Annotated in this window: 20 protein-coding genes, 1 pseudogene and 1 riboswitch; all 21 genes and pseudogenes read right to left on the reverse strand. The window is 47.6% G+C overall.

Features of this window, described 5'->3' with window-relative positions:
• Window positions 1–68 precede the first annotated feature (68 nt).
• On the reverse strand, window positions 69–1,391 hold the full coding sequence (locus J2T20_RS20100) for a YecA family protein (RefSeq protein WP_307591119.1): 1,323 nt from the start codon (window positions 1,389–1,391) through the stop codon (window positions 69–71).
• Between the two features lie 347 nt (window positions 1,392–1,738).
• The gene (gene tnpB, locus J2T20_RS20105; protein ID WP_307591120.1) at window positions 1,739–2,812 is read right to left on the reverse strand and encodes an IS200/IS605 family element RNA-guided endonuclease TnpB; all 1,074 of its coding nucleotides are present in this window, start codon (window positions 2,810–2,812) and stop codon (window positions 1,739–1,741) included.
• Window positions 2,813–2,821: 9 nt separating this feature from the next.
• A pseudogene (locus J2T20_RS20110) lies at window positions 2,822–3,011 on the reverse strand (hypothetical protein).
• Between the two features lie 289 nt (window positions 3,012–3,300).
• The gene (purD, locus tag J2T20_RS20115; protein WP_307591121.1) at window positions 3,301–4,566 is read right to left on the reverse strand and encodes a phosphoribosylamine--glycine ligase; all 1,266 of its coding nucleotides are present in this window, start codon (window positions 4,564–4,566) and stop codon (window positions 3,301–3,303) included.
• Window positions 4,567–4,584: 18 nt separating this feature from the next.
• Window positions 4,585–6,132, reverse strand: coding sequence for a bifunctional phosphoribosylaminoimidazolecarboxamide formyltransferase/IMP cyclohydrolase (purH, locus tag J2T20_RS20120; protein ID WP_307591122.1), 1,548 nt, complete (start codon window positions 6,130–6,132; stop codon window positions 4,585–4,587).
• Window positions 6,133–6,684: 552 nt separating this feature from the next.
• Window positions 6,685–7,302: a phosphoribosylglycinamide formyltransferase gene (gene purN / locus J2T20_RS20125; RefSeq protein WP_307591123.1), complete on the reverse strand. Its 618-nt coding sequence runs from the start codon at window positions 7,300–7,302 to the stop codon at window positions 6,685–6,687.
• On the reverse strand, window positions 7,302–8,342 hold the full coding sequence (purM, locus tag J2T20_RS20130) for a phosphoribosylformylglycinamidine cyclo-ligase (protein WP_307591124.1): 1,041 nt from the start codon (window positions 8,340–8,342) through the stop codon (window positions 7,302–7,304). The genes purN and purM overlap by 1 nt, the downstream gene beginning before the upstream one ends.
• Before the next feature lie 436 nt (window positions 8,343–8,778).
• Window positions 8,779–10,275, reverse strand: a complete 1,497-nt coding sequence (gene purF / locus J2T20_RS20135) for an amidophosphoribosyltransferase (RefSeq protein WP_307591125.1) — start codon at window positions 10,273–10,275, stop codon at window positions 8,779–8,781.
• Complete coding sequence (gene purL, locus J2T20_RS20140) at window positions 10,260–12,506, reverse strand: phosphoribosylformylglycinamidine synthase subunit PurL (protein WP_307591126.1); 2,247 nt, start codon at window positions 12,504–12,506, stop codon at window positions 10,260–10,262. The genes purF and purL overlap by 16 nt, the downstream gene beginning before the upstream one ends.
• Complete coding sequence (gene purQ / locus J2T20_RS20145) at window positions 12,484–13,173, reverse strand: phosphoribosylformylglycinamidine synthase subunit PurQ (protein WP_307591127.1); 690 nt, start codon at window positions 13,171–13,173, stop codon at window positions 12,484–12,486. Before purQ ends, purL begins: the two co-directional genes overlap by 23 nt.
• A gap of 5 nt (window positions 13,174–13,178) precedes the next feature.
• A complete protein-coding gene (gene purS / locus J2T20_RS20150) occupies window positions 13,179–13,424 on the reverse strand; it encodes a phosphoribosylformylglycinamidine synthase subunit PurS (RefSeq protein ID WP_036650383.1) in 246 nt (81 codons plus the stop codon).
• A gap of 313 nt (window positions 13,425–13,737) precedes the next feature.
• Window positions 13,738–14,631: a phosphoribosylaminoimidazolesuccinocarboxamide synthase gene (locus J2T20_RS20155; protein ID WP_307591129.1), complete on the reverse strand. Its 894-nt coding sequence runs from the start codon at window positions 14,629–14,631 to the stop codon at window positions 13,738–13,740.
• 250 nt (window positions 14,632–14,881) lie between these two features.
• On the reverse strand, window positions 14,882–16,177 hold the full coding sequence (purB, locus tag J2T20_RS20160) for an adenylosuccinate lyase (protein WP_307591130.1): 1,296 nt from the start codon (window positions 16,175–16,177) through the stop codon (window positions 14,882–14,884).
• Window positions 16,178–16,182: 5 nt separating this feature from the next.
• Window positions 16,183–17,385, reverse strand: a complete 1,203-nt coding sequence (gene purK / locus J2T20_RS20165) for a 5-(carboxyamino)imidazole ribonucleotide synthase (RefSeq protein ID WP_307591131.1) — start codon at window positions 17,383–17,385, stop codon at window positions 16,183–16,185.
• A complete protein-coding gene (gene purE, locus J2T20_RS20170; protein ID WP_307591132.1) occupies window positions 17,382–17,867 on the reverse strand; it encodes a 5-(carboxyamino)imidazole ribonucleotide mutase in 486 nt (161 codons plus the stop codon). The genes purK and purE overlap by 4 nt, the downstream gene beginning before the upstream one ends.
• Before the next feature lie 8 nt (window positions 17,868–17,875).
• Window positions 17,876–18,082 (reverse strand): hypothetical protein, encoded by a 207-nt coding sequence (locus J2T20_RS20175; RefSeq protein WP_307591133.1) that lies wholly within the window; start codon window positions 18,080–18,082, stop codon window positions 17,876–17,878.
• Window positions 18,075–18,176: riboswitch (purine riboswitch) on the reverse strand. (Overlaps the previous gene by 8 nt.)
• Window positions 18,177–18,376: 200 nt before the next feature.
• Window positions 18,377–18,811: a universal stress protein gene (locus J2T20_RS20180; RefSeq protein ID WP_307591134.1), complete on the reverse strand. Its 435-nt coding sequence runs from the start codon at window positions 18,809–18,811 to the stop codon at window positions 18,377–18,379.
• Between the two features lie 53 nt (window positions 18,812–18,864).
• On the reverse strand, window positions 18,865–19,128 hold the full coding sequence (locus J2T20_RS20185; protein WP_307591135.1) for a DUF1294 domain-containing protein: 264 nt from the start codon (window positions 19,126–19,128) through the stop codon (window positions 18,865–18,867).
• Between the two features lie 81 nt (window positions 19,129–19,209).
• Window positions 19,210–20,412, reverse strand: coding sequence for an MFS transporter (locus J2T20_RS20190; protein WP_307591136.1), 1,203 nt, complete (start codon window positions 20,410–20,412; stop codon window positions 19,210–19,212).
• A gap of 55 nt (window positions 20,413–20,467) precedes the next feature.
• Window positions 20,468–22,606 (reverse strand): DNA topoisomerase III, encoded by a 2,139-nt coding sequence (locus tag J2T20_RS20195; RefSeq protein WP_307591137.1) that lies wholly within the window; start codon window positions 22,604–22,606, stop codon window positions 20,468–20,470.
• Between the two features lie 482 nt (window positions 22,607–23,088).
• Window positions 23,089–23,838, reverse strand: coding sequence for an acyl-[acyl-carrier-protein] thioesterase (locus tag J2T20_RS20200; RefSeq protein WP_307591138.1), 750 nt, complete (start codon window positions 23,836–23,838; stop codon window positions 23,089–23,091).
• Window positions 23,839–24,506: the final 668 nt, after the last annotated feature.

Consider the following 24,506-nt stretch of genomic DNA (forward strand, 5'->3'; position numbering starts at 1 on the left):
TTTCAAATTTGAATGCATAAAAACACAGCCGGATTAAGGACTGTGTTTTCATTCTTACTGATTACATTCTATTGTTTAAGCATCCATTTCAAAAGATCCGGCAAGCTTGCCCAGAGGCGGGAATGCATAATTACATACTCAACAGCTTCGTTGGCATCTCCCATGCCTATGAAATCAGGTAGGTTATGCGGCAATCTTTTTACACCAAGAAGATAGTCAGGCACATGTTTGTTCACATTACGAGCAATACGATACAGCATTTTTAGCTGTGAGGTAATTCCGTTCCGCTTATACTCCAACACAATTCGATCGTAGGCAAAAGCGGCAGCGGCGTCATCCTTGCCGTGGTTTTTCAGCATGCGATCCGCATCATTTAGACGGTTATTGTACAAATATACAGCTAACAGCAAGTACCGGGCACCTGTGTTATCCTCTGTATTAAGCTCTAGAATATGCTCTAAGGTCTTGGCTGCTTCCTCACCGTTTCCACCAAACCAGCAGGATTCTGCATAGCTTTTGCAAATTCTAATGTAGGGTCTAGTCTCGGAAAGCCCCCAGAAATACCCTTTGTTCTTCTCAAAAAACAGGTCACCCAGCTCGCGCTTGCCGGCATCCATTCCTGACTTTAAGAAAGCCCGGGCTTCATGCTCATTCTCTGCTTCCTCTGCTAGAATCAAGTAGGCATCCGAGCTGTTCGGATAAACCTCAAGCGCCGCTTCAGCCAACTGAATACGTTTCTTAGGGGACGTGGCTTCTCCCGCTTTGTGCAAGAGATATTGCTCCTTCTCCTTGGGAGTGCCGGAACCGGTTGTTATGGATAGAAGCTCATCTTGCTCACCGGCCATTCCATATTCTTCTACATAACTGAGAAGCTCCTTGAAATTGCGAGACACTGTTGCTGTAGTGACTTCATACTTTTTAGCCACTTCAGTCTGTGTTACAAGAAATCCATATTCCTGTGACAGCAAATACTCAATGGCTGCACAATAAGAACCCACTTTCTTCACCGCAGGTTTGGTGTGGAGGGAATATCCGTTCCAGAGCAACAGCGCCTCAGAGATAAGTTCATTTTCATAGTCGTTTTTCATGCTCTCAATAAGATGCAATGCCAGCTGCTCGTGAGACGAGTTGTCCCACTTCAAATCCTTGGATACCATTTTCTTAATCTTGGCCATCGTGAGATTACCTTTGGATGTTCCGGCAGTGTGTACCCTTTCAGCTTCAGAGAGTGTGGGTTCATAAACCTCTGCCTCTTGAGCCGCCGCAACTTCATCCGTGGTTACAAGACGAAGCAATGATTCCATTACTGAGGATTCCTTGTCAATGCAGCACTTTTTATATTTTTTCCCGCTTCCGCACGGGCATAATTCATTTCTTCCAACCTTTATCAAAACTTATTCCCCCTTAAATCTGTGACTAGCTATACGGTTCAAGTCGCATCGCTATCCGCACTATGATTATATCCCACAACGGATAGTTTGTGCAGTCTTGCTACAATCGGAATATTACATATCAAGGCATCCAGGATTCCTAAGCAAGCCGTATGTAAAAAGCCCCACAAAGTGGAGCTATAGGATTCGAAGCTTATTCTAGTACCTTTGTAGGGTACCCCGAAAATTTGTACTCCTAGATCTGTGAACTGCACACCACCTAAGAGGTGGGTGCTTCTTGGTCAATAGAGCTACTGCTCCAAGTTTACCCAAGCTTATAGGCTAGTTCCTAACCCGGTGAGTGCAATTTACATTGCTAGTTTCAACAAGTTCTGCGCAGCGTTAATGTCTCTGTCATGCTGAGAGTTACATTCTGGACAAGTCCATTCACGGACACCTAGCTTTTTAGTCTCAGCGTTTTTGTACCCACAACATGAACATAGTTGGCTGCTTGCGTAATGCTTGGGAGCAATAATTACTTTCCTGCCATACCATGACGCTTTGTATTCGATCATGGATCTAAACATCGCCCAAGAAACTTCGGATATAGCTTTAGCTAATTTGTGATTCTGCATCATGTTCTTTACGCGCAAGTCTTCCATGACGATCACTTGGTTATCGTTAATCATGTCGGAAGAAGCTTTGTGTAAAAAGTCTTTACGCTGATTAGCTATTTTTTCATGCATATTGGCAACTTTAACTTTTGCTTTGTTGCGATTATTTGAACCTTTTTTCTTGCGTGATAACGAGCGTTGTAACTTCGCTAATCTCATTTCAGATTTTCTTAGATGCTTTGGATTGTCAATAACATCTCCGTCAGAAGTGATTGCGAATGATTTAAGTCCAAGATCAACCCCGATTTTTCGATCTGATTTTGGGAGTTGGGCTATTTCTGTTTCAACCAATACGGAAGCAAAGTATTTTCCTGATGGCGTTTTGGATACAGTGCAAGATTTGATTAACCCCGTGATTTGACGATGTAGCTTGATTCTGATTCTTGTCTTCAGCTTGGGAATTTTGATATAGCCATCTTCAATGGCTATGGTTCCGTTTTGATTGTTCGTTGTGAAGCTATGGTTGTTCGTCTTCTTGCTTTTGAATTTAGGGAAGCCAACGTTCTTATCACGGAAAAAGTTCTTATAGGCTTTGTCTAGGTGGAGTTGCGCGTTTGCCAAAGCCAAACTATCCACTTCTTTAAGCCATTCAAACTCTTTTTTGTACGGGGCGGGAGTATTGCCCAGCATCTTTTCGGTTTGCTTATAGTGTTCGATCTTATCCGCAAGCATCTTATTGAAGATGAACCGAACGCAGCCGAATACTTTTGCTAAATATTGTTGTTGCTCGTGGTTTGGATAGATGCGATATTTGTAGGCTTTCAGCAAGGTTTCACCTCATTTCTGACCTTGAGTTTCAATATACTTTTTGATTACATCAATAGGTGCTCCACCCTTTCTTTATCAGTCGAGAGGAAGCACTTTTATAGCGTTGATGATTCCATTCTTGGAGCGTGATATTGTAATTGGGCTGAATATACTCGAGTATCCGTGAGAACACTGAATGGTTATTAGAGTCTAACTCCATTTACAACACAACCTTTTATGTAATAGGACTGAATACTTCTAACGTATCGTTTTAGGTTGGATTAGTCAAAGAAGGAAGACCGTTGCCATTCATCCCACCACTTTTGAAGTGGGGGAATTCTGGCAACTGATTGTTAAAAAAGGCCTTTCCATGATCGGAAAGGCCTTTTATCTGTATATATCCGGTCATTTTCCCCCGTACTTTTTGTAGTATACCACTTCTTATACTACTTGTCAGTCCCTTTTTAGGACTTAATACGTAAAAATTTTCAAGATCCGGTTCTTTGTCCTCATACGAGAGCTTTCGCAGCAATGTCACTTCGATTCTGTTTTCCTGCAAAAGTAATACCCTCAGCGCTCTTGTAGGCAGCAGACCGGGCTTCTGCGATATTGGCGCCCATTCCTACTACACCCAGTACCCGTCCGCCGTTCGTAATCCAATTCCCATGCTCATCTCGAGCTGTTCCTGCATGGAAGATAAGCTCTTCCGGGCTATCTGCAAGGCCATTTATAGGAACTCCCTTAGGATACGAACCGGGATAACCACCCGATGCAAGGACTACACATACCGCGGCCTCGTCGCTCCACTGAATATCGATATCTGCTAATCTTCCTTCTACTACAGCCAGGAAAATATCCAGTAGATCCGTGCGCAAGCGCGGCAATACAACTTGTGTTTCCGGGTCTCCAAAACGAGCATTGAACTCTATCGTCTTGGGTTTTCCATCCGGAGAGATCATCAGCCCAGCAAATAATACACCGCTGAAGGGACGGCCTTCGGCCACCATGGCCTTAGCAGTTGGAATGATAATCGTTTCTACGGCTTCCTGGATGATGGAATCGTTGATATGCGGCAGAGGAGAATACGTGCCCATTCCGCCTGTATTAGGTCCTTTGTCGCCATCAAATATCGGTTTATGATCTTGAGCAGCGGCCATAGGACGCACTGTCTCCCCATCCACGAAGGCTAGAATTGACATTTCCTGCCCCGCCAAAAATTCCTCTATGACAACCTGACTACCCGCATCACCAAAAACCTTAGTCACCATGATATCAAGCAACGCCTGCTCGGCCTCATCCCGCGAATAGGCTACCGTTACACCTTTCCCTGCCGCTAGGCCGTCTGCCTTGATAACGATTGGCAGCTCTTGCTCACGCAAGTAGGAAAGTGCCGAATCATAATCACTGAACTTCTGATAGGCTGCTGTCGGAATATTGTATTTATGGAGCAGATCCTTCATGAAGGTTTTGCTGCCTTCAATCTCAGCCGCATTACGGCGCGGCCCGAACACCGGGATGCCCTGAGCTTCAAAAGCATCGACAATCCCTGCTGCAAGCGGATCATCCGGTCCAATCACGACTAGACCGACTTCCTTTTCCTTCGCAAAAGCGGTCAAGCGATCAAATTCGAAGACCCCGATGGGTACGCACTCTGCAAGCTGCGCAATTCCGGCGTTGCCGGGTGCACAATAAATTTTACCCGCCTTCGTGCTCTTCGATAGACTCCAGATAATCGCATGCTCCCGACCGCCACCGCCTACTACTAAAATATCCATAGGTACCTCCCCAGCGTTCTAGTGTTTAAAATGGCGGACGCCGGTGAAGACCATAGCAATGCCATATTCATTTGCAACTTTAATGGATTCCTCGTCTTTAATGGAACCGCCCGGCTGAATAACCGCCGTGATGCCTGCCTTCGCAGCCATTTCAAGCGTATCTCCCATTGGGAAAAATGCATCAGATGCAAGGATTGCTCCCTTAGCTTTATCTCCTGCTTGTTCAATTGCGATTTTGGCTGCACCCACCCGATTCATTTGGCCTGCACCTACACCTACTGTCATGTCGTCTGCTGCCAATACAATGGCATTAGACTTCACATGCTTAACTACCTTCCAGCCGAAGAGCAGCTGTTTCATTTCATCTTCAGATGGCTTACGGTCTGTAACCACTTGAAGTTCATCTGGATTAACGGAGTGCACGTCGCTTTCCTGTACGACCATACCGCCCTCAATGGAAGTTACGACAAAACTGGTTTGGCGCGCAGATGCAGAGCTGAGATTACCAATTTTGAGCAAACGGATATTTTTCTTTTTCGTCAAAATTTCGATTGCTTCTTCCGTGAAGCCTGGTGCGAGCACGATTTCCAGGAAAATATCCTTAAGCAGATTCGCCGTATCGGCATCCACGATGCGATTCGCGGCTACAATTCCGCCGAAGATGGAGGTAGGATCAGCATTGTAGGCTTTTTGGTAAGCTTCATATACACTAGCTCCTACGCCTACTCCACAAGGATTCATATGCTTAACTGCCACCACAGCGGGTTCTTCAAATTCCTTAACGATTTGCAGCGCAGCATTGGCATCATTGATATTGTTGTAGGATAGTTCTTTGCCATGCAGCTGTTCAGCAGCCGTAAGCGTATCCGCTGCCGCCAGAGGCTTGCGGTAAAAAGCCGCCTTCTGATGCGGATTTTCGCCATAACGAAGGTCCTGAATCTTCTCGTAAGTAACCGTATAGCGCTCCGGCAGAGGTTCACCGGTAACGTTAGCCATATAATCGGAAATCAAGGCATCGTAAGCCGCCGTGTGACGGAATACTTTTGCCGCAAGCCGTTTGCGTGTTGTAAGGGATGTATCCCCACCTGCGCGAATTTCCTCAAGAACAGTACTGTAATCCGCCGCATCTACTACCACACTCACGAAGGCATGATTTTTCGCCGCAGAACGCAGCATTGTCGGACCGCCAATATCGATATTCTCGATGGCTTCCTCGTAAGACACATCCGGTTTAGCAATGGTCTCCGCAAAAGGATACAAATTAACCACAACCAAGTCGATATAATCCAGACCCAGTTCAGTCATTTGCCGCGTGTGCTCCTCATTATCACGAACCGCAAGCAATCCGCTGTGTACAGCAGGATGCAGCGTTTTAACGCGTCCGTCCATAATTTCAGGAAAACCTGTTACATCGGAAATACCGATGACCGGTACGCCTTCTTTAGCCAGAAGTGTGCTTGTTCCGCCTGTGGAGATGATTTCTACGCCCAATGCAGACAACTCGCGACAAAAATCCACGATGCCCTGTTTATCCGATACGCTGACCAGCGCTCTTTTGATACTCACTTTGAATAGTCCTCCTCCGATTAACGTGCGATTTAGTGGGGTGTAGCGTATGACCTATTTTCAAAACGGGTGGGTACCCATTAATAAAATTCCGTTGAGTGCAAGGCAGAAGAATCAAAGATCATTCATCGATTGATTTGGTTGTCCGACAATTTAGAGGGAATTTATCCGGCTAATTGTTCACTTTCAGCTTTACAGAGGCATTTAGTAGGAAAAATTCCTACTAAATCACTCATATTGGATCAGATCTCACCAAAATGACCGAAAATGACCGAATTAGAGGGATATTTTCCAGCTAAATTCCTCTACCACTTAATTAGGCTCGATTTAGTAGGATGTTTTCCGTCTAATTTGCCTATATAAGAGCTCACAAGCCCCAACGGTGAGGCTAGTATATGACACAGAGGACATTATTAACAGTATTACCAACTGACGGTACGACACCAAATGACGCTTGTGCAATATTTCCCGAGAAATATCAGAAAATGATGGCATTGGTTATAGTACTCGCTCAAATCGTCGATATTCGTAGCCAATCGGCCTCATTACAGCTTACATTTCGCGAACCATCGTCTTTCTTCCATCCAAAGAAATTCTTCCCGCGGCAAAAGCGCCGACAACCTCAGGATACAACTCATATTCAACCTTATGAATACGTTCTGAGAGCGAATCAACGGTATCGTTATCCTCCACCGCTATGCTGCGTTGTGCAATGACAGGCCCGGTATCCATTCCCCCGTCGACAAAATGCACAGTAACTCCCGTCAGCTTCACACCATATTCCAGGGCCTGGCCTATCGCATCTTTGCCCGCAAAAGCCGGCAGAAGCGAGGGGTGAATGTTAATGATCCGTCCGCTGTAAGGCGTTAGCAGCACAGGTGTAATGAGGCGCATATAACCGGCAAGCACAATCAACCCGATCTCCAGGCGCTGAAGTTCCGCCACAATCTCAGCTTCATAAAGCTCACGGCTGGCGAAGTCCTTCGGCCGCAACAGGAGGGTAGGAATCCCCGCCTCCTTCGCTCGTTGTGCCACCGGTGCCTCCGGCTTATCAGACACCAGCAATTCAATGCGGCCACCGCCAAGGTTACCTTTATTCTGAGCATCAATCAGTGCAGTAAAATTACTGCCCTGCCCGGAGGCAAAAACAGCGATTCGACTCTGCAGCATTAGACTTCAGCTCCCGTAAAGGTAACTTTGCGTTCCCCTTCCGTTACCGTGCCTATATGGTACGCTTCCTCACCACTAGCTTTAAGTAGCTCCAGTGCACGTTCACCGTCAGCAGCATCAACGACCAATACAAGGCCGATACCCATGTTAAAAGTAGTGAACATGTCCCGGTTGCTTACATTGCCTTTGCTTTGCAGCAAATCGAAGATGGGCAGAATCGGCCATGAGCCGTAATTAATCTCTACATCAACACTTTCAGGCAGTACGCGCGGTATGTTCTCGATGAACCCGCCTCCGGTAATGTGAGCCATTCCCTTCACAGTAAGCTGTTCCAATAACGAGAGCAAAGGCTTTACGTAAATCTTGGTAGGTGCTAAGAGAACATCTACTAGCGGTGCCCCAAGCTCAGCTACCACTTCGTTTAATTCATAACCGTCTGCCTCCAGCAAAAGCTTGCGCACCAACGAAAATCCGTTGCTGTGCACACCGCTCGAAGCCAAGCCAATTACGGTATCTCCAGGCGCTATGTTCGCACCTGTTACGAGCTTGGCTTTATCCGCTACGCCAACTGTAAATCCGGCGATGTCATATTCACCCGCTGAATACATACCCGGCATTTCTGCTGTTTCGCCGCCGATTAGTGCACAGCCGGCCTGATGACAGCCCTCTGCGATCCCAGCAACGATGGCTTCGATTTTCTCAGGTACTACTTTATCGCATGCTAGATAATCGAGGAAGAACAGCGGTTCAGCGCCCTGTACGACAATGTCGTTCACACACATTGCTACTGCATCAATGCCAATCGTGTCGTGGCGGTCTGCCGCGAACGCGATCTTCAGCTTCGTGCCTACGCCGTCGGTTCCAGACACCAATACCGGCTCATCATACTTGTCCTTATTGAGTCCGAACAGTGCACCGAATCCACCCAGCTCCGTCATCACTTCAGGACGGTAAGTGCGTTTCACGTGCTTCTTCATGCGTTCTACGGCTTCGTTGCCAGCCGCAATATCCACTCCGGCATTTTTATAAGCTTCCGACACTATTGGACACCTCATTTATTATTATTTAGAGCGCGTTTGTGGGGGCAGCAGAAACCCCTGAATAGGTGGATATTAGGGCATCATTACGATGAATATTGGACTTCCGATCGGCTGTTATGGTTGGATTTCCTGATTTAAACCGCTCTTGGCGGTAGAAATCCCCCCATAAAGGCGAACGCTACGCTTCTACAGTTCCAATATTCCTCTCCATGACTCCCCTAACCACCGAATTCAAACCTGCTGCAAGCCAGCAATTCACGCCTACCCTAGGGCAGTAGATCTCGGTGCTTGGAACTAGCAAGCACCTCCACACACCAAAAACTAAAAACTAAAAACTAAAAACTAAAAACTAAAAACTAAAAACTAAAAACTAAAAACTTTAACCCCAATGCTACGGGTGGCCGGAAGGCTGCGCCCTCCGGGATCACCCTACGCTTTAACAACCGCAGCCGTCTTTCTCTTCCCCGCCAAAATCAACCTGGGTCGGGTAATCGTTATCGAAGCAAGAAAGACATAATCCACCTTTATAATCTCCGCTATTATGCCCGCCGATCGAGCTGATCAGCCCTTCTGGCGACAGAAACGCCAGTGAATCGGCGTTAATTTCAAGGCACATTTCCTCAATGGTTTGGTAAGAGGCAATAAGCTCACGACGATCGGGTGTATCAATACCGTAGAAACACGGGTTTTTGAAGGGTGGTGAAGTAATGCGAACATGGACTTCTGCAGCTCCGGCTTCGCGCAACAGGTTCACGATACGGCGGGAAGTGGTGCCGCGTACGATAGAATCATCGATCATGACAACACGTTGGCCTTCAACGACGCTGCGTACCGCACTCAGCTTCATCTTCACGCCCTGCTCACGCAGCTCCTGGCTTGGCTGGATGAACGTCCGTCCTGTGTATTTATTTTTGATCAGTCCCAGCTCATAAGGGATACCGGTCTGCTCTGCATAACCAATGGCTGCTGAAATACTGGAATCGGGGACGCCTGTTACGAGATCAGCGTCAACGAAGGCCTCAAGCGCCATTCGGCTACCCATACGCTTGCGCGCAGAGTGCAGGTTCGATCCGTTCATATCACTGTCGGGACGAGAGAAGTAGATATACTCCATCGCACAAAGCGCCTTGCGCTTCGGCTCTGTAAAACGGTCCTCCAGCAAGCCATCTTTATCAAGCACCAATACTTCTCCAGGCTCAATATCGCGGACTAATTTCGCTCCGATAACCTCCAGCGCACAGGATTCCGAGGCGAATACATAAGCTTCACCCACACGCCCCATTACAAGCGGACGCAGTCCGTGTGAATCCGTGGCCACAACCAGCTTGTCATTCGTCATTAGCAGAAAAGCGAATCCGCCTACCAGCTGCTGCAACGCATCCTTCGTGGCTTCGACAAAATCCTTTTGTGAACGGGCAATGAGATGGGCGAGCACTTCTGTATCACTAGTGGTTTGAAAAATAGAGCCGTTTTGCTCTAATTGCTTACGAATCAACGGTTCGTTAACAATGTTGCCGTTGGTGGCGATTGCCAAATCGCCGTCACGGTACTTGAATATCAACGGTTGCGCGTTGGTTAACCGGCTGTCGCCGCTGGTGGAGTAACGTACATGCCCGATGGACATATCCCCGATCAGCGAAGCAATTTTATCTTTATCGAATACTTCCTTTACGAGACCCATACCGCGGTGGTAATTAAAATCACGTCCATCTGCTACACAGATGCCCGCGCTTTCTTCTCCACGGTGCTGCAAGGCATGCAAACCGTAATAGGACATAGAAGCAGCTTCCGGGTGTCCGAAGACCCCGAAAACGCCGCATTCCTCTTTTAATGTATCAAAAATATCTCCTGAGCCCGTTCCTTGATTGTAATAGTCACCGGTCCACAGGATAGGATCCGCCTGCTCTTTCCCGGTCTTTATTTCATAAGACATGGAATAGCATCCTCCCAAATGAATTTCAATTCTGCTACAGGTTCGTCTAATACGGATGTTCCATCCAGGTTAACCCGCAGTCTGTCTCCACCTACCGTTCCGATGATTTCCACCGGTACGCCAGCGGCCACAATGGCTGCCTTCAACTCTTCCGCACGATCAGGTGCCGATGTCAGCACAATACGGGATTGAGTTTCGCTGAACAACGCCACATCAGACCGAAGCCCGTTAGCAGATAACTCAACGTTTGCACCAATACCCCCGCTAATACAGCTTTCAGCAAGCGCTACAGACAGTCCACCTTCGGACAGGTCATGCGCGGAACGAACCAATCCTGCACGAATCGCTCCAAGCACCGCATTTAGAAGCTTCTTCTCAGTCTCCAAATCCAAAGCAGGAGGACGTCCTTCCGTTACACCATGTACAGCATATTGGAATTCACTGCCGCCAAGCTCTGCTTGGGTTACTCCGAGCAGAAGGATAGCGTCGCCCTCTTGCTTGAAAGCTTGGGTCGTAATGTGATCCGTATCTTCTACTAGTCCTACCATACCGACAACTGGGGTCGGATAGATCGAACCAGATGCATTTTCATTATAAAGACTGACATTTCCGCCGATTACCGGGGTATCCAGCACGCGGCAGGCTTCCGCCATACCATCTACTGCTTTTTCCATTTGCCAGAAAATCTCCGGTTTCTCAGGGTTGCCAAAGTTAAGGTTGTCTGTAATCGCCAACGGCTTGGCACCGGAGCAGACGATGTTGCGAGCCGCTTCACTAACCGCAATACGACCGCCTACTTCAGGATCAAGATAGACATAACGACCGTTACAGTCCGTTGTCATAGCCAGACCTTTACGTGTACCCTGAATCGTAATTACCGCCGCATCAGAGCCGGGACGAACCGCTGTGCTGGTCCGAACCATGTAGTCATATTGGTTATATACCCATGCTTTACTCGCAACAGTTGGTGATCCGAGAACGGTACGAAGTGCCCCGCCCAAATCGGTTACTTCTTCATAGTTCAGCGTATCCACAGCCTCGTTCTCCACATAGTAAGCGGGAACTGATGATGGCTTATCATAGACTGGGCACTCATCTACCAGCGCTGTAACCGACATATCGCCGACAACCTCACCGTGATGGATCAGCTTCAAGCGGCCGTCATCCGTTACTTTGCCGACTTTACAGCAGATAACGCCCCAACGATCAAAAATCTCCTGGGCCTGCGCCTCATCCTTAGGTTCTACTACAAACAGCATCCGCTCCTGAGATTCCGAGAGCATCATTTCGTAAGGCGTCATACCTTCTTCACGCTGCGGTACTTGATCTAGATACAATTCAAGACCATTACCCGCTTTACTAGCCATCTCGGCGCTTGAGCAAGTCAGACCAGCTGCACCCATGTCCTGAATACCAATAACAATACCGCTATTGATCAGTTCCAGACAGGATTCCATAACGAGCTTCTCCATAAAGGGATCGCCCACCTGAACGGCGGACCGTTTTGCTTCGGTTTCTTCACTCAGTTCTACCGAGGCAAAAGTGGCACCGTGAATACCATCACGTCCAGTAGGAGGGCCTACATAAAAGACCGGATTGCCTACACCCTTAGCGACACCGCGCTGAATTTTATCGTGATCAATCAGGCCAATACACATTGCGTTAACAAGCGGGTTTCCATCATAGCTGTCATCGAACATAATTTCGCCGCCAACGGTAGGAATTCCGATACAGTTACCGTAGCCTGCGATACCGGACACGACATGCTCGAACAAATATTTTACCCGTTCACTCTCAAGCTTTCCGAAACGAAGAGAATTCAGCAGGGCTACAGGTCGGGCTCCCATGGAAAAAATATCACGAATGATGCCGCCCACGCCTGTCGCCGCTCCTTGAAAAGGTTCTACCGCCGATGGATGGTTATGGCTTTCGATTTTGAATACAACCGCTTGGTTGTCTCCGATATCTACAATCCCGGCACCTTCGCCTGGTCCCATTAGGACACGAGGTCCAGTTACCGGAAAACGCCGCAGCAGCGGTTTCGAGTTCTTGTAGGCACAATGTTCGGACCACATTACACTAAACACACCGATTTCCGTATAGTTCGGAAGGCGTCCCATGAAAGACTTGATAAGCTCATATTCGCTGTCCGACACACCGAATTGACTGTAGATTTTTTGCTCCGCAATTTGTTCTGCGGTCGGTTCCTTAACGGATACTTGCTGCGCCATGACGATCCCTCCAAGTCTTCAGTATAGATGTGAACATCCGTTTGCCGTCTTCCGAACCGAGAAGCGCGTTAGCCGCACGTTCCGGGTGAGGCATCATGCCGACTACATTACCTTGAATGTTACTGACACCTGCAATATCAGCTACTGATCCGTTAGGGTTGTCGCTGTATGTGAATACGATCTGATTGTTGACTTTTAGTTGTTCCAGAGTCTCTTCATCACAATAGTAGTTGCCTTCGCCGTGGGCGATCGGAATAATAATCTCTTCATCCTTAGCATAGTCAACTGTAAATGGGGTTGTGTTATTAACTACCTTAAGCACAGAGTCATGACAACGGAACTTCATAGACATATTGCGGCGAAGCGCACCTGGCAGTAAACCTGCTTCAGTTAAAATCTGGAATCCGTTGCAAATACCGAGCACGAACTTACCTTGCTCAGCTGCTTTTGCAACCTCAGCCATCACTGGAGCAAATTGGGAAATGGCTCCACAACGGAGATAGTCCCCATAGGAAAAGCCGCCTGGTACCAAAATGCAATCGTAAGCCGATAAGTCCGTGGCTGTATGCCACACATAATCGACAGGCTCGCCGAGAGTATCCTCTACCGCCTTGTAGCAGTCAATATCACAATTGGAGCCCGGAAAGACAAGTACAGCAAATTTCATGACTTTTAGTCCTCCAATTCGTATCGGTAATCCTCGATCACCGTGTTGGCAAGCAGTTTTTCACACATTTCCTTAAGGCGTTCTTCAGCAACTGCGCGGTCGTCCGTATCTAGCGTCATTTCCATATACTTACCAATACGCAAGCTTTCTACTTCCTGAAACCCTACGGAACGCAGTGCCCCTTGTACCGCTACCCCTTGTGGATCAAGCACGCTTTTTTTAATGGTTACATACACCGTCGCTTTTAACATACGTTTGTATTTCCTCCTAAAATTTAATTAGCACACCTTGGTTACGTGGAAACCGACGACATCTTACCCGCAATGAGAACTTATGCTTAAATCACGTAATCTCTGGAGGCCTTACTTGAGGCAAAAACTTTTAACTGTATAAAGTACACTTAAAAGGTCTCTTTTCCCCGCTAAATATAGTTTAGTTGCACTCTGTACATCTATATCCCTCTAAACTCTGCTAAAAGCTAATCCACACTCCACTTAGTTGTACAAAGTACATCTAAAGTCAAAACACAGACCTTGTCGGCCGAAATAACTGTAAAATGTGCAATTAAATTAAAGACTTCCCAGTAAGACGATGATATATGTCTAAATACCGACGAGTGGTTTCCTCTACTACTTCAACCGGAAGTGGATCAGGCGTGCTATTTTTATCCCAAGTAGATCCGGAAAGATAGGTTCGAACCGGCTCCTTATCCATGCTGTCTATCTCAATATCAAGAGCGTATTTGTCCTTAGCCCAGAAGCGTGAAGCATCCGGTGTGAAAATCTCATCGATCAAGATGATCTTACCGTCCAGCAGACCAAATTCGAATTTGCAATCGGCAAGAATAATTCCCCGCTCCGCGCAATAATCTCTGGCAAAAGCGAACAGCATCAGGCTTTTCTCCTTCAACTCCTCCGCCAGCTCCGCTCCGATTAACTCTTTCATTTTGTCAAAAGGAATGTCCTCATCATGGCCAACATCATTCTTGGCTGCAGGTGTGAAAATCGGCTGTGCCAGCAACGCGTTTTTGCGTAAGCCTACAGGAAGCTCAATGCCATTTACCTTGCCTGTTTCCTCGTACTGCCGCCATCCTCCGCCGGTGATACATCCGCGAACGACGCATTCAATATCGATCCGCTCCGCTTTGCGAACGACCATAACCCGATTCTTTAGAGCCTCTCTATCCTTAACGATGTCCCCAAGCTGATCTACATCGATATGCACGACATGATTGTCTATCAGGTCCTTGGTCTGTCCGAACCAATAAGCACTTAACCGGTTAAGCACATTCCCCTTCTCAGGTACCGCTGGGTCCAGTACATAATCAAACGCCGATATGCGGTCCGTCACAACGATTAGTACTTCGTCCCCCAAATCGTAGAGTTCACGGACCTTTCCTTTATAGAGCAGCGGCGCATTGATGAGTTCCACGGCTGTGGATACGGCCGGTGATGTCATGACCTTTCCTCCCTTGAACTAATGATCTTCATTTATAAAGGACTGGTCTCAGCCGAGTAACTCCAAGAAATGTTTGGACCTCCGATCGCTGTTATCCTCAGACTTCTTAATTGAACCGAACATATCGGTTGAAATCTGAGGATAAAGGCGAACGCTGACGCTTCTACGGTTCCAAAATTTCTCTACGTTACTCTTTAACCAGTTTATTTTTATTACTACGATCCTTACTTCACCACTAACTTACCTTTTTTTAGATAAGTTCCAGCTTGCGGAAGATGGTGTCCACATGCTTCAGATGCCAAGTAGGATTGAAAGCATCCTCGATCTCTTCAGGGGTGAGCACATTCGTGATTTCAGGTGTGGCTTCCACGATGTCGCGGAACTGGATTTGATCCTCCCAAGCCTGCATTGCCCGCGGTTGAACGGTATCGTATGCTTGCTCACGGCTAAGGCCTTTGTCGATCAGCTTGGTTAGGATACGGCCGGAAAATGGAACTCCGTAGGTGGCGTTCATGTTGCGCTTCATATTTTCAGGGAAAACAGTCAGGTTCTTCACAATGTTCCCGAAACGATTCAGCATATAGTTCAACAGCATAGTTGCATCCGGCAGGATGATGCGTTCTACCGAGGAGTGCGAAATATCGCGTTCGTGCCACAGTGGGACGTTCTCATAGGCAGTTACCATGTGCCCGCGAATAACACGGGACAGGCCGGAAATGTTCTCGCAGCCGATTGGATTGCGCTTATGCGGCATAGCTGACGAACCTTTTTGTCCTTTAGCAAAAGCTTCTTCCACCTCGCGGATTTCACTCTTTTGCAGGGCACGGATTTCAGTGGCGAACTTGTCCAGCGAAGTGGCAACCAGAGCCAAAGTCGCCATATACTCAGCGTGACGGTCACGCTGCAGTGTTTGTGTGGAGATTGGAGCAGGGCTCGTACCCAGCTTGCGGCAGACGAACTCTTCAACAAACGGATCAATGTTAGCGTAGGTTCCAACCGCGCCAGAGATTTTACCAAACTGCACACCGTTCGCAGCATGACGGAAACGCTCCAGGTTACGTTTCATTTCTTCGTACCAAAGCGCCATCTTGAGACCGAAAGTCGTTGGCTCGGCATGCACACCATGAGTTCTGCCCATCATCGGCGTATCTTTGTAAGCTATTGCTTTATCTTTTAGAATCTCAATGAAATTAATAATGTCTTTCTCCAAAATCTCATTCGCCTGACGCAGCAGGTAGCCTACAGCCGTATCTACTACATCCGTAGAGGTAAGTCCGTAATGAACCCATTTGCGTTCCGCTCCTAGGCTCTCGGATACCGCACGAGTAAAGGCGATAACATCATGGCGTGTTTCTAGTTCAATCTCGTCAATGCGTGCGATATCGAATTTAGCATCCTTCCGAAGCTTCGCCGCATCTTCATGCGGGATCACTCCCAGCTCGGCCCATGCTTCACAAGCACAAAGCTCCACTTCCAGCCACGCGTTAAATTTATTTTCTTCGGTCCAAATGGCCCGCATCTCAGGTCTGCTGTAACGTTCGATCATGTTTGTTATTTCCTCCAAAGGTTAGTTTGCTCTACCCAAGATATTCCGTCTCCGGTATCCTTGCAGAGCAGGTTGATGTGGCCCATTTTGCGGCCGAACTTCTTCTCAGTCTTGCCATATATATGAAGCTTAGGTGCAATACCCAGCTTGTTTGCTTCATCATCCGCTTTACATAGGCGCTCCACCGTTCCATCTATATGTTCACCCAATACATTCACCATTACTACAGGGGTCAACAATGTTGTATCCCCAAGCGGTAAATTGCAGATAGCCCGTACATGCTGCTCGAACTGCGAGGTGACGCAGGCATCCATAGTATAATGCCCCGAATTGTGGGGGCGGGGAGCCAACTCATTGACGAACAGTTCACCGTCTTCTGTGACGAACATTTCCACGGCCAGCAGTCCAACAGCGCTCAGTCCATCTATCAAAGTCTCCGCTAACCGGCACGCCCTTTGCTGAATTTTCTCAGGCACCCGTGCAGGTACAATAGAGAGATGCAAAATGTTATTCACATGAATGTTCTCCGCGGGTGGAAAGCTCTTTACTTCCCCGGATGCGCTTCGTGCAGCAATTACAGAAATTTCACATTGAAAAGTAATGAATTTCTCAAGGACCAGTTCCGGTAAACCCGCTGACGCAGAGTCAGGTACCACCTGTTGAAAAGCGGTCTGCAGCTCTTCTGCGTGACGGATGACGGCTTGTCCCTTGCCGTCATAGCCGCCTGTGGCTGTCTTCAGCACACAGGGCAGTCCCAGTTCGGCAGCAGCGGCTGTAAGCTCCGCGAGGCTGCCCACCTTCCGGTACGGGGCGACCGGAACGCCCGCCGCCTCGATGGCGGCTTTTTCGCGCAGCCGATGCTGCGTCGTATACAGCAGCGCGCTGCCCTGCGGCACGTACGATTCCTCCGTCAGCAGCGCGGCTACGCCTGCGTCGACGTTCTCGAACTCGTACGTGATCACGTCCGAGCGCTGCGCCAGCTCCCGCGCCGCGTCCTGGTCGTCATACGCCGCGATGATCTGCGGCGTAACCTGCCCGCAGGGCGCATCCGGCGCAGGGTCCAGCGCCACGAAGCGGTAGCCCATGGCGCTGCCCGCATGCGCCATCATACGCCCGAGCTGGCCGCCGCCCAGCACGCCAATCGTTGCCCCGGGTGCCAAAGTCCGGGGGTTGTCTGACCCGCTCACCTTAAACTCCTCTGGTCTCATAGACTGTTGCTGCTTTCCAGTACTTCGTCACGGGTCGCATCACGTCGCTGTTGTACCCGGCTCTGCACTTCAGGATCAAAAGCCCCGATGATCTGAGCGGCCAACAGGCCTGCGTTAACAGCCCCCGCACGGCCGATCGCTACTGTAGCTACCGGAATCCCACCAGGCATCTGCACGATCGAGAGCAGCGAATCCAGACCGTTCAAGGCCTTCGACTGTACCGGCACTCCTATTACAGGCAGCATCGTCTTCGCTGCCACCATTCCCGGAAGATGAGCCGCCCCGCCCGCTCCGGCAATAATCACCCGAAGACCACGGCCTGCCGCTTCCTCCGCATAGCTGAACATCAGATCTGGAGTCCGGTGTGCGGATACTACCTTTTTCTCATAGGAAAGCCCCAACTCCTCAAGCACCTTACAGGCATGCTCCATTGTTTCCCAATCGGATTTACTGCCCATGATGACACCCACTTGCACAGACATGATTCAACCTACCTTCTGTTCAATGAATTGATATCTATTCCTCTAATCCGAAAAAAAAGCCCGATTTCCAGACGCATTCTGATGCGGGAGGATCGGACTACTGCAGGAATTAGGAGATGACTGTCCCTCATGCCGGCGAATTTCGACAGCATAAAACGCGGGAAAGTCACAGTAAAAATACCCGATTCGCGGGCGTTACTGATTAAATCTATCATCCTATTTCCTCGTAGTCCGGTAATTTAAGGTTCCCGGGTAGAAACTTCCGGGCCATATCCCCGGTTTTATACGAGCTGTTCATAACTTTAGTTTAACAATGCCCTACACTCCATGTCAACTTAAACACGAACATTGTCAAATACTCTCTATAAAATGTTCGCTTTTGGACGATTCAAATTCTTAATAATCGCTTATTCTGTCGTAAGAAAGTTCAATCAGCCACTTCTTGATTGTAATAGAGCCTTTATAGAAAAAAGGGGAACGCAACGGGCGCTCCTCTTCTTAACATCTATTTATTTTACAACCAGCACTGGGATACGGGAGCTCTGCACTACGTTATGACTAACGCTGCCCAGAACAAACTCACGAATTCCGCCCAAACCGCGACTGCCGATTACAATTACATCCACATCTTGTTGTTTGGCATATCTCAAAATGATTTCTGCAGGAGAACCCTGTAAAAGCTCAACTACCGCATTAAGCCCTTCAGCTTCCAGCCGGCTCTTCACTTCCTCAGTTGTCTGCACTGCCAGATCATAATAATCTTTGTTCACGGAAGCCGGTAGAGGCGCGAGAGCTTCCCCAATAAAAAATCTCGGGAAATCAAATGCGTGTACGACATGAAGTACTGAATCAGGAGTTACCTTTGCCAGTTCTATTGCGCGCTCCAATGCCTGATTGGAAGCCTTAGAACCATCGTAGGCGAGTAAAATTTTAGAGAATAACATGTACGCCACCTCATTTTCTGTTTTGTCTAACTAAAAAGGGATGCATAATGCCGTCATCTTAAAAAATAACTATAGAGCAGGATATTCAGCAGAAGCAGCAAGGGAACTCCGATCCTAAAGGATGTATGTCGCGTCTTATGGCGCTTGCGGTACATGGCAATTAACACACCTAACGCTCCGCCCATCCCTGCCAGCAAAAACAGCGTTTTCTCAGGGACGCGCTGCCGCCTTTTACGGGCCTTGTTCTTATCTTCGGACATGACCACATAACCGATAATGTTGATAACCACGAACCACGACATGACTACATTGACCATTCCTTACGGCTCCTCCTCCTTGCATCCTACCTACTTATATTATATTACCCTTTTCGCCAAAAGACCACTTATCCTTACACTTCATGACACGTCCTTAATCCATACCCATGACAATACCGCAGCAAACGCAGCCGCAACCGCACCTAGCCAAAAGCCTCCCGTCAAACCATACACAGAGCTTATCCACCCTGCTACAAACGGTCCTCCCGACATGCCTATCGCATATACCGCCTGATAAAAACCCATTGCTGTTGCACGCTTATATGGAGCAATACCAGACACCGATTTACCAAGCAGCAGCGGAAAAATAAGCCCCTGCATAAATCCATTCCCGATCTGTGTCGCACATAAAGCACCAAGGGACGGCATCGATGGGATAAGCAGAGTGAACAACGCACTTCCCGCAAAACCTAACATTAAGGTGCCCCTATCCCCCAAGCGTTTTCCGAAAAAACGCGAACCATACAGTGTCGCCACCGCGTGAGGAACCATAAATGCCAACGTTAGCCAGCCCAGACTTTCTTTACTCGCCCCGATATTCAGTGCCTGACTCGGGGTATAACCGAACATCGTAATAAACAGAACACAGTGTGCCAGCACAGATAACAATGATACCCGGACAAGCAGAGGTTCTTTCACAACACCTGTAAGGTCCTGGAGCTTAATCGCACTTTCCCGTTTCTCCGGTCTCTGTTCTGGCAATCGTAAAGCTAGCAGAAGTGCAGCAAAGGCTACAATCCCTCCGATTAAAAAGGGGGCATTCCAGCCCCAGTGCTCTACCATATAGCCGCTGATCATCATACTCGTAAGTTGGGCAATTACAGTAGTAAACTGCAGCATCCCCATTGCCCGGCCGGTTTCCTCTTTTGGAAAATACCCCGCGAACATCACAGAATACACGACCCATGCAGAGGCAGCAATACCGGATACAGCACGAGCGGCCAGCGCCCAACCCGGCTGTACTCCCCACATAAATAGAAGACAGCTGGCCCCGCTAGCGATCAGACCGAGAAAAATAAACGGCCGCCGCCGATTCATATAATCTGATCCGATACCAATAGGTAAACGAAATAAAATCTGCATTAGTCCGTATACACCAAGAACCATCCCCACCATAACATAGTTGGCACCCAAGTGCTCCACGTAGGGAGAAAGCACGGGAACGTAGATGTAGGAAGAGAACCAGAATAAAAAAACGATTCCTAAAAAGTAAAATCGGCTGCTCCCTATCCTCTTTGAGGTCTCTAGAGCTTTCGACTGACCCGCTTGTATTTGATCCGCCACTTTTGTCACCGCCTTGTTATCATGCCGAGAAGCTCCCTGCAATTGACCCTATATTTTAAATATTATCCTTTTTGCCTTCCAATGCAGCCTTCAGCAGGTCTCCAAGGTTCGAGCCGATGCTCTCCGGTTTGCTATATTGCTGAACCAGCTTTTGCTGCTCCCGCTTATTGATATGTTTATGATCTTTATCCATGGTCTCTGTAATTCCGCAGCCAAGGCATTGCACAAACAAGCCTGCTTTGCCTTCTTTCAGCTCCATTTTTTTATGGCACTGCGGGCACCGCCGGTTCGACAACCGTTTTTCACCGGCACGGGTATAGCCGCAATTATCGGCAGGACATATTAACAGCTTACCTCGTTTACTCTTCTTCTCCAACAGACGTGTGCCGCATTCAGGGCAATGACTACTGGAGACATTATGCGGTTGATATTCTACTTCGCTAATTTTGACACCGGAGACCAGTTCCTGAGCCATACCGCGGATTCCTTGTAAAAAAGACTCTGGGCTCCCTTGACCGCGGGCGATTTTCTCCAGATCAGCTTCCCAACGCGCTGTTAGATCGGGTGTACGCAGCTGCGTCGCAACCAGGCCAATCAATTGCTTCCCTTTTCCTGTTGGATGCAGCAGAGTACCTTGACGCTCAATCGTGTCGGAGCTTACCAGCTTCTCAATAATATCCGCACGCGTTGCCGGGGTTCCCAGACCATGCTTCTCCATTTGTGTCAGCAACGCTGCTTCATTGTAACGCTTCGGCGGCTGCGTTCGTCCCGCACGGACAATACAGCGTTTTATGGTAACAGCGTCTCCCTCTTGCAGCTCCGGCAGCTTCACACTGTTGGCTGCAGACGCATCCGCCAAATTCTCGTCATCCTCTTCAGTACTTAAATCTCCGCCGTAAACCTCACGCCAACCGGCATCTTTTACCGTAGTTCCTTTTACCTGAAAGCTCTCGCCTACCACATCAACTGTCACGGCTACTGCATCATAACGGGCCGGCGGATAGAACAGACTTATAAAACGCCGTACAATCAAATCATACAACTTCCGCTCCTCAGTACTTAGCCCATTCAAAATCAGCGTCTGCTCCGTAGGAATAATCGCATGGTGATCACTCACCTTGCTGTCATCCACAATTCGCTTCGTGATCGGCAACGGTTTACGCAGCAAAGGACGTGCCAGTGCAGCATAAGGTCCTACCGCCACACTATCCAGACGTTCCTTGAGTGTACCTGTCATATCAGAAGTCAGATAGCGGCTGTCGGTACGCGGGTATGTAACCAGTTTGTGCTGCTCATACAGACGCTGAAGCACACTGGAGGTCTGCTTGGCCGAGAAGCCGAACTTCCTGTTGGCATCGCGCTGAAGCTCTGTCAAATCATAGGCGAGCGGATGGGGCTCACTCTTTTCACTTTTTTGCACCTTCGTTATCCGCCCATTTCCTTCGGTGAGCTTATGACTTAAGTTCAGTGTTTTCTCTTTCTCAAAAATACGTCCGTCTCCGTTACTTCCACGCCACCCGGCTTGAAAATGCCCAAAGTCTGCAATAATTGTATCAAAATCCTGTGAACGGAAGCCCGTAATCTCACCTTCACGGTCCATGATCATCCCAAGTGTCGGTGTCTGTACCCGACCAGCTGAAAGGGGGGCACCAAACTTACAGGTCAAAGCCCGCGTTACATTAAGTCCGATCATCCAATCGGCTTCCGCACGGCAGCGCGCAGATTGATATAGACGGTCGAAATCTTTTCCCGGTTTTAGCGCCGCGAAACCTTCCATAATTGCCTTGTCCGTTTGAGAGGATATCCACAGCCGCCGGAACGGTTTTTTCCACCCCGCCATATTCATAATCCAACGCGCAAGCAATTCACCTTCCCGAGCAGCATCCGTTGCCACAATCAGTTCCTCTATATCCTGCCGTTTCATAAGAAACTGTACCGCCTTGTACTGTTGACCGGTCTCACGCAGCACCTTCAGCTTCATTGTTTCCGGAAGAATAGGCAGGTCTTCCATAGCCCACGTCGCAAATTTATGATTATAATCCTCAGGCTCCGCAAGTCCCACCAGATGGCCCAAGGCCCAGGTAACTACATATTTCGGACCTTCAAAATAGCTTTTTTGTTTATCCCTGCATCCCATTACCCGAGCAATCTCCCGCGCAACGGATGGCTTCTCCGCCAATACCAATACTTTCATAACGCTCCCCTTCCCATTTCGAATTTATTATAGCATTTTCAAGATTATTTTCAGTTCGGATTGCTCTCTATTCATTTAAAGTTGATTAGACAGATACAGTGGTGGTTATAGCTTTCCTGCTGTTTTGCTGCTGTTTTGCTGCTGCTTTCTAATGTATTTACTAATTTTCCTGCTGTTTTCCTGCTGTTTTCTAATGTATTTACTACTTTTCCTGCTGTTTTCCTACTGCTTCCTACGTAAGGTCGCCAACAAATCTACTTAGTTGTACTTTGTACACTTAAAACATATGGTATCGAAGGATACTACGTTATAAGTGTATTCTGTGCAACTATTTTCACTAGTTAGGGCGTAAATATGGGTTCTCGTGGGATATAACTGCACCAAATACACTTATATTAACTTTGCTGGTTTATTTTCAAAGAATAAGTGTATAGAGTGCAGTTAAATTTAGTTGTTATCCTCATATGTACTTCGATATTCTACTAAATCGCTTTAAAATCTAGACAAGCCTCAAAAAACACTTTATCCTCACTCTGACCGCGAATGAACACTCCCTCACTTGTTACAGGTGAACGCAAAATACTAATTTCATCGCCGTACTTGGCCTCCTGCAAATAAGTTATACGGAAATGTTGAAGTTCAGCAAACTCCCATTCGGATAAAGAAAGCACATCACAGCATATATCACCATAACGAGCATTGTTCAAATGACCATTATTATCAAGCCCGCTGTATCTCACCGGATACTGATAAACTTCCGCCATGCAAATGTCCGTAGGGATTGTCACTTTATTTGGGATAGCTCCTACAGAATCACCAGTGTAGGGTTCCACTTGAATAGGAAGTGCAGTGGGACGAAGAATTTTGCGTTTATCGATATCCACGAGTGCCCAGACTGAACGAGCAGTTACAACCTCTGTACCTTTATTATCAAATATTCTATAGTCTCGCAGCCATAGTGGCCCTTTGGTTCCTTTACTCCAGGTACTTATGCTTAGAAGGTCATTCTGTTTAGGCAGGCGCTGAAATTCTAGATCAAGAGTAATCATCATCCAGCCCATTCTTTCCTCCAGCATTCTTTCCAGGCTTAATCCTAATCCGCTTACAGCCGAGTCTGCAGTACGTTGCATTATATCTAATATGTAGGATAGCTTACTTACCGATCGATAGTCTGTATCACTGGCATGAATTGTATGTTGTTCTGTCCATATAAGGTTGTTTTTATTGTCCAATTAGATTGTCCCCCTAGCCTGTTTAACTTTTTACATTTTACGCTCTATCCACATTTAAATCTACACTATCCACATATATTGGGGATTACTATAAAATCTTATTTCTTATCCACATGTTGGTAACTTTTGAAATATTGTATTAAATTTCGGGTTATCCACAACTTTATACAGCAAAAAACGGACACAAAAAACCACTGTTGAATGAATAAACGGTCGTATGCCACACTCCCCTCTAGTTGAACAAACACGTGTGGAGAGATGCTCAGAATGAATGGCTAGGCTATACGGACCCAGTGGACTCTATTTACTCCAAATACCTGGATTCCTCATCTATGCGGACTCAGAAGGCCTTATTCACAAAAACTCGGCTATAAATAGCCCAATATTCACAAATAACGGCATCTGTGTCCGCATAACTTTCATAGCGAGCAATTTATAGAACATAAGGGATCTGTAGTCCGTATAACGGTCTTCACCCGATTTACCTTACTGTATATTTTCTTTAGCTGCTATTTGACTCAAGCTTCAGATACTCAAATTCATTCATTATTGAATTTTTGCATAACAAAAAAACACTGTTGAATGAATCAACAGTGGTCTCATGTGCTTGGCAACGTCCTACTCTCCCAGGACCCTTCGGTCCAAGTACCATCGGCGCTGGAGGTCTT

The sequence above is a fragment of the Paenibacillus wynnii genome (genome assembly GCF_030812855.1).
GTDB classification, from domain to species: Bacteria; Bacillota; Bacilli; order Paenibacillales; family Paenibacillaceae; genus Paenibacillus_AQ; species Paenibacillus_AQ wynnii_A.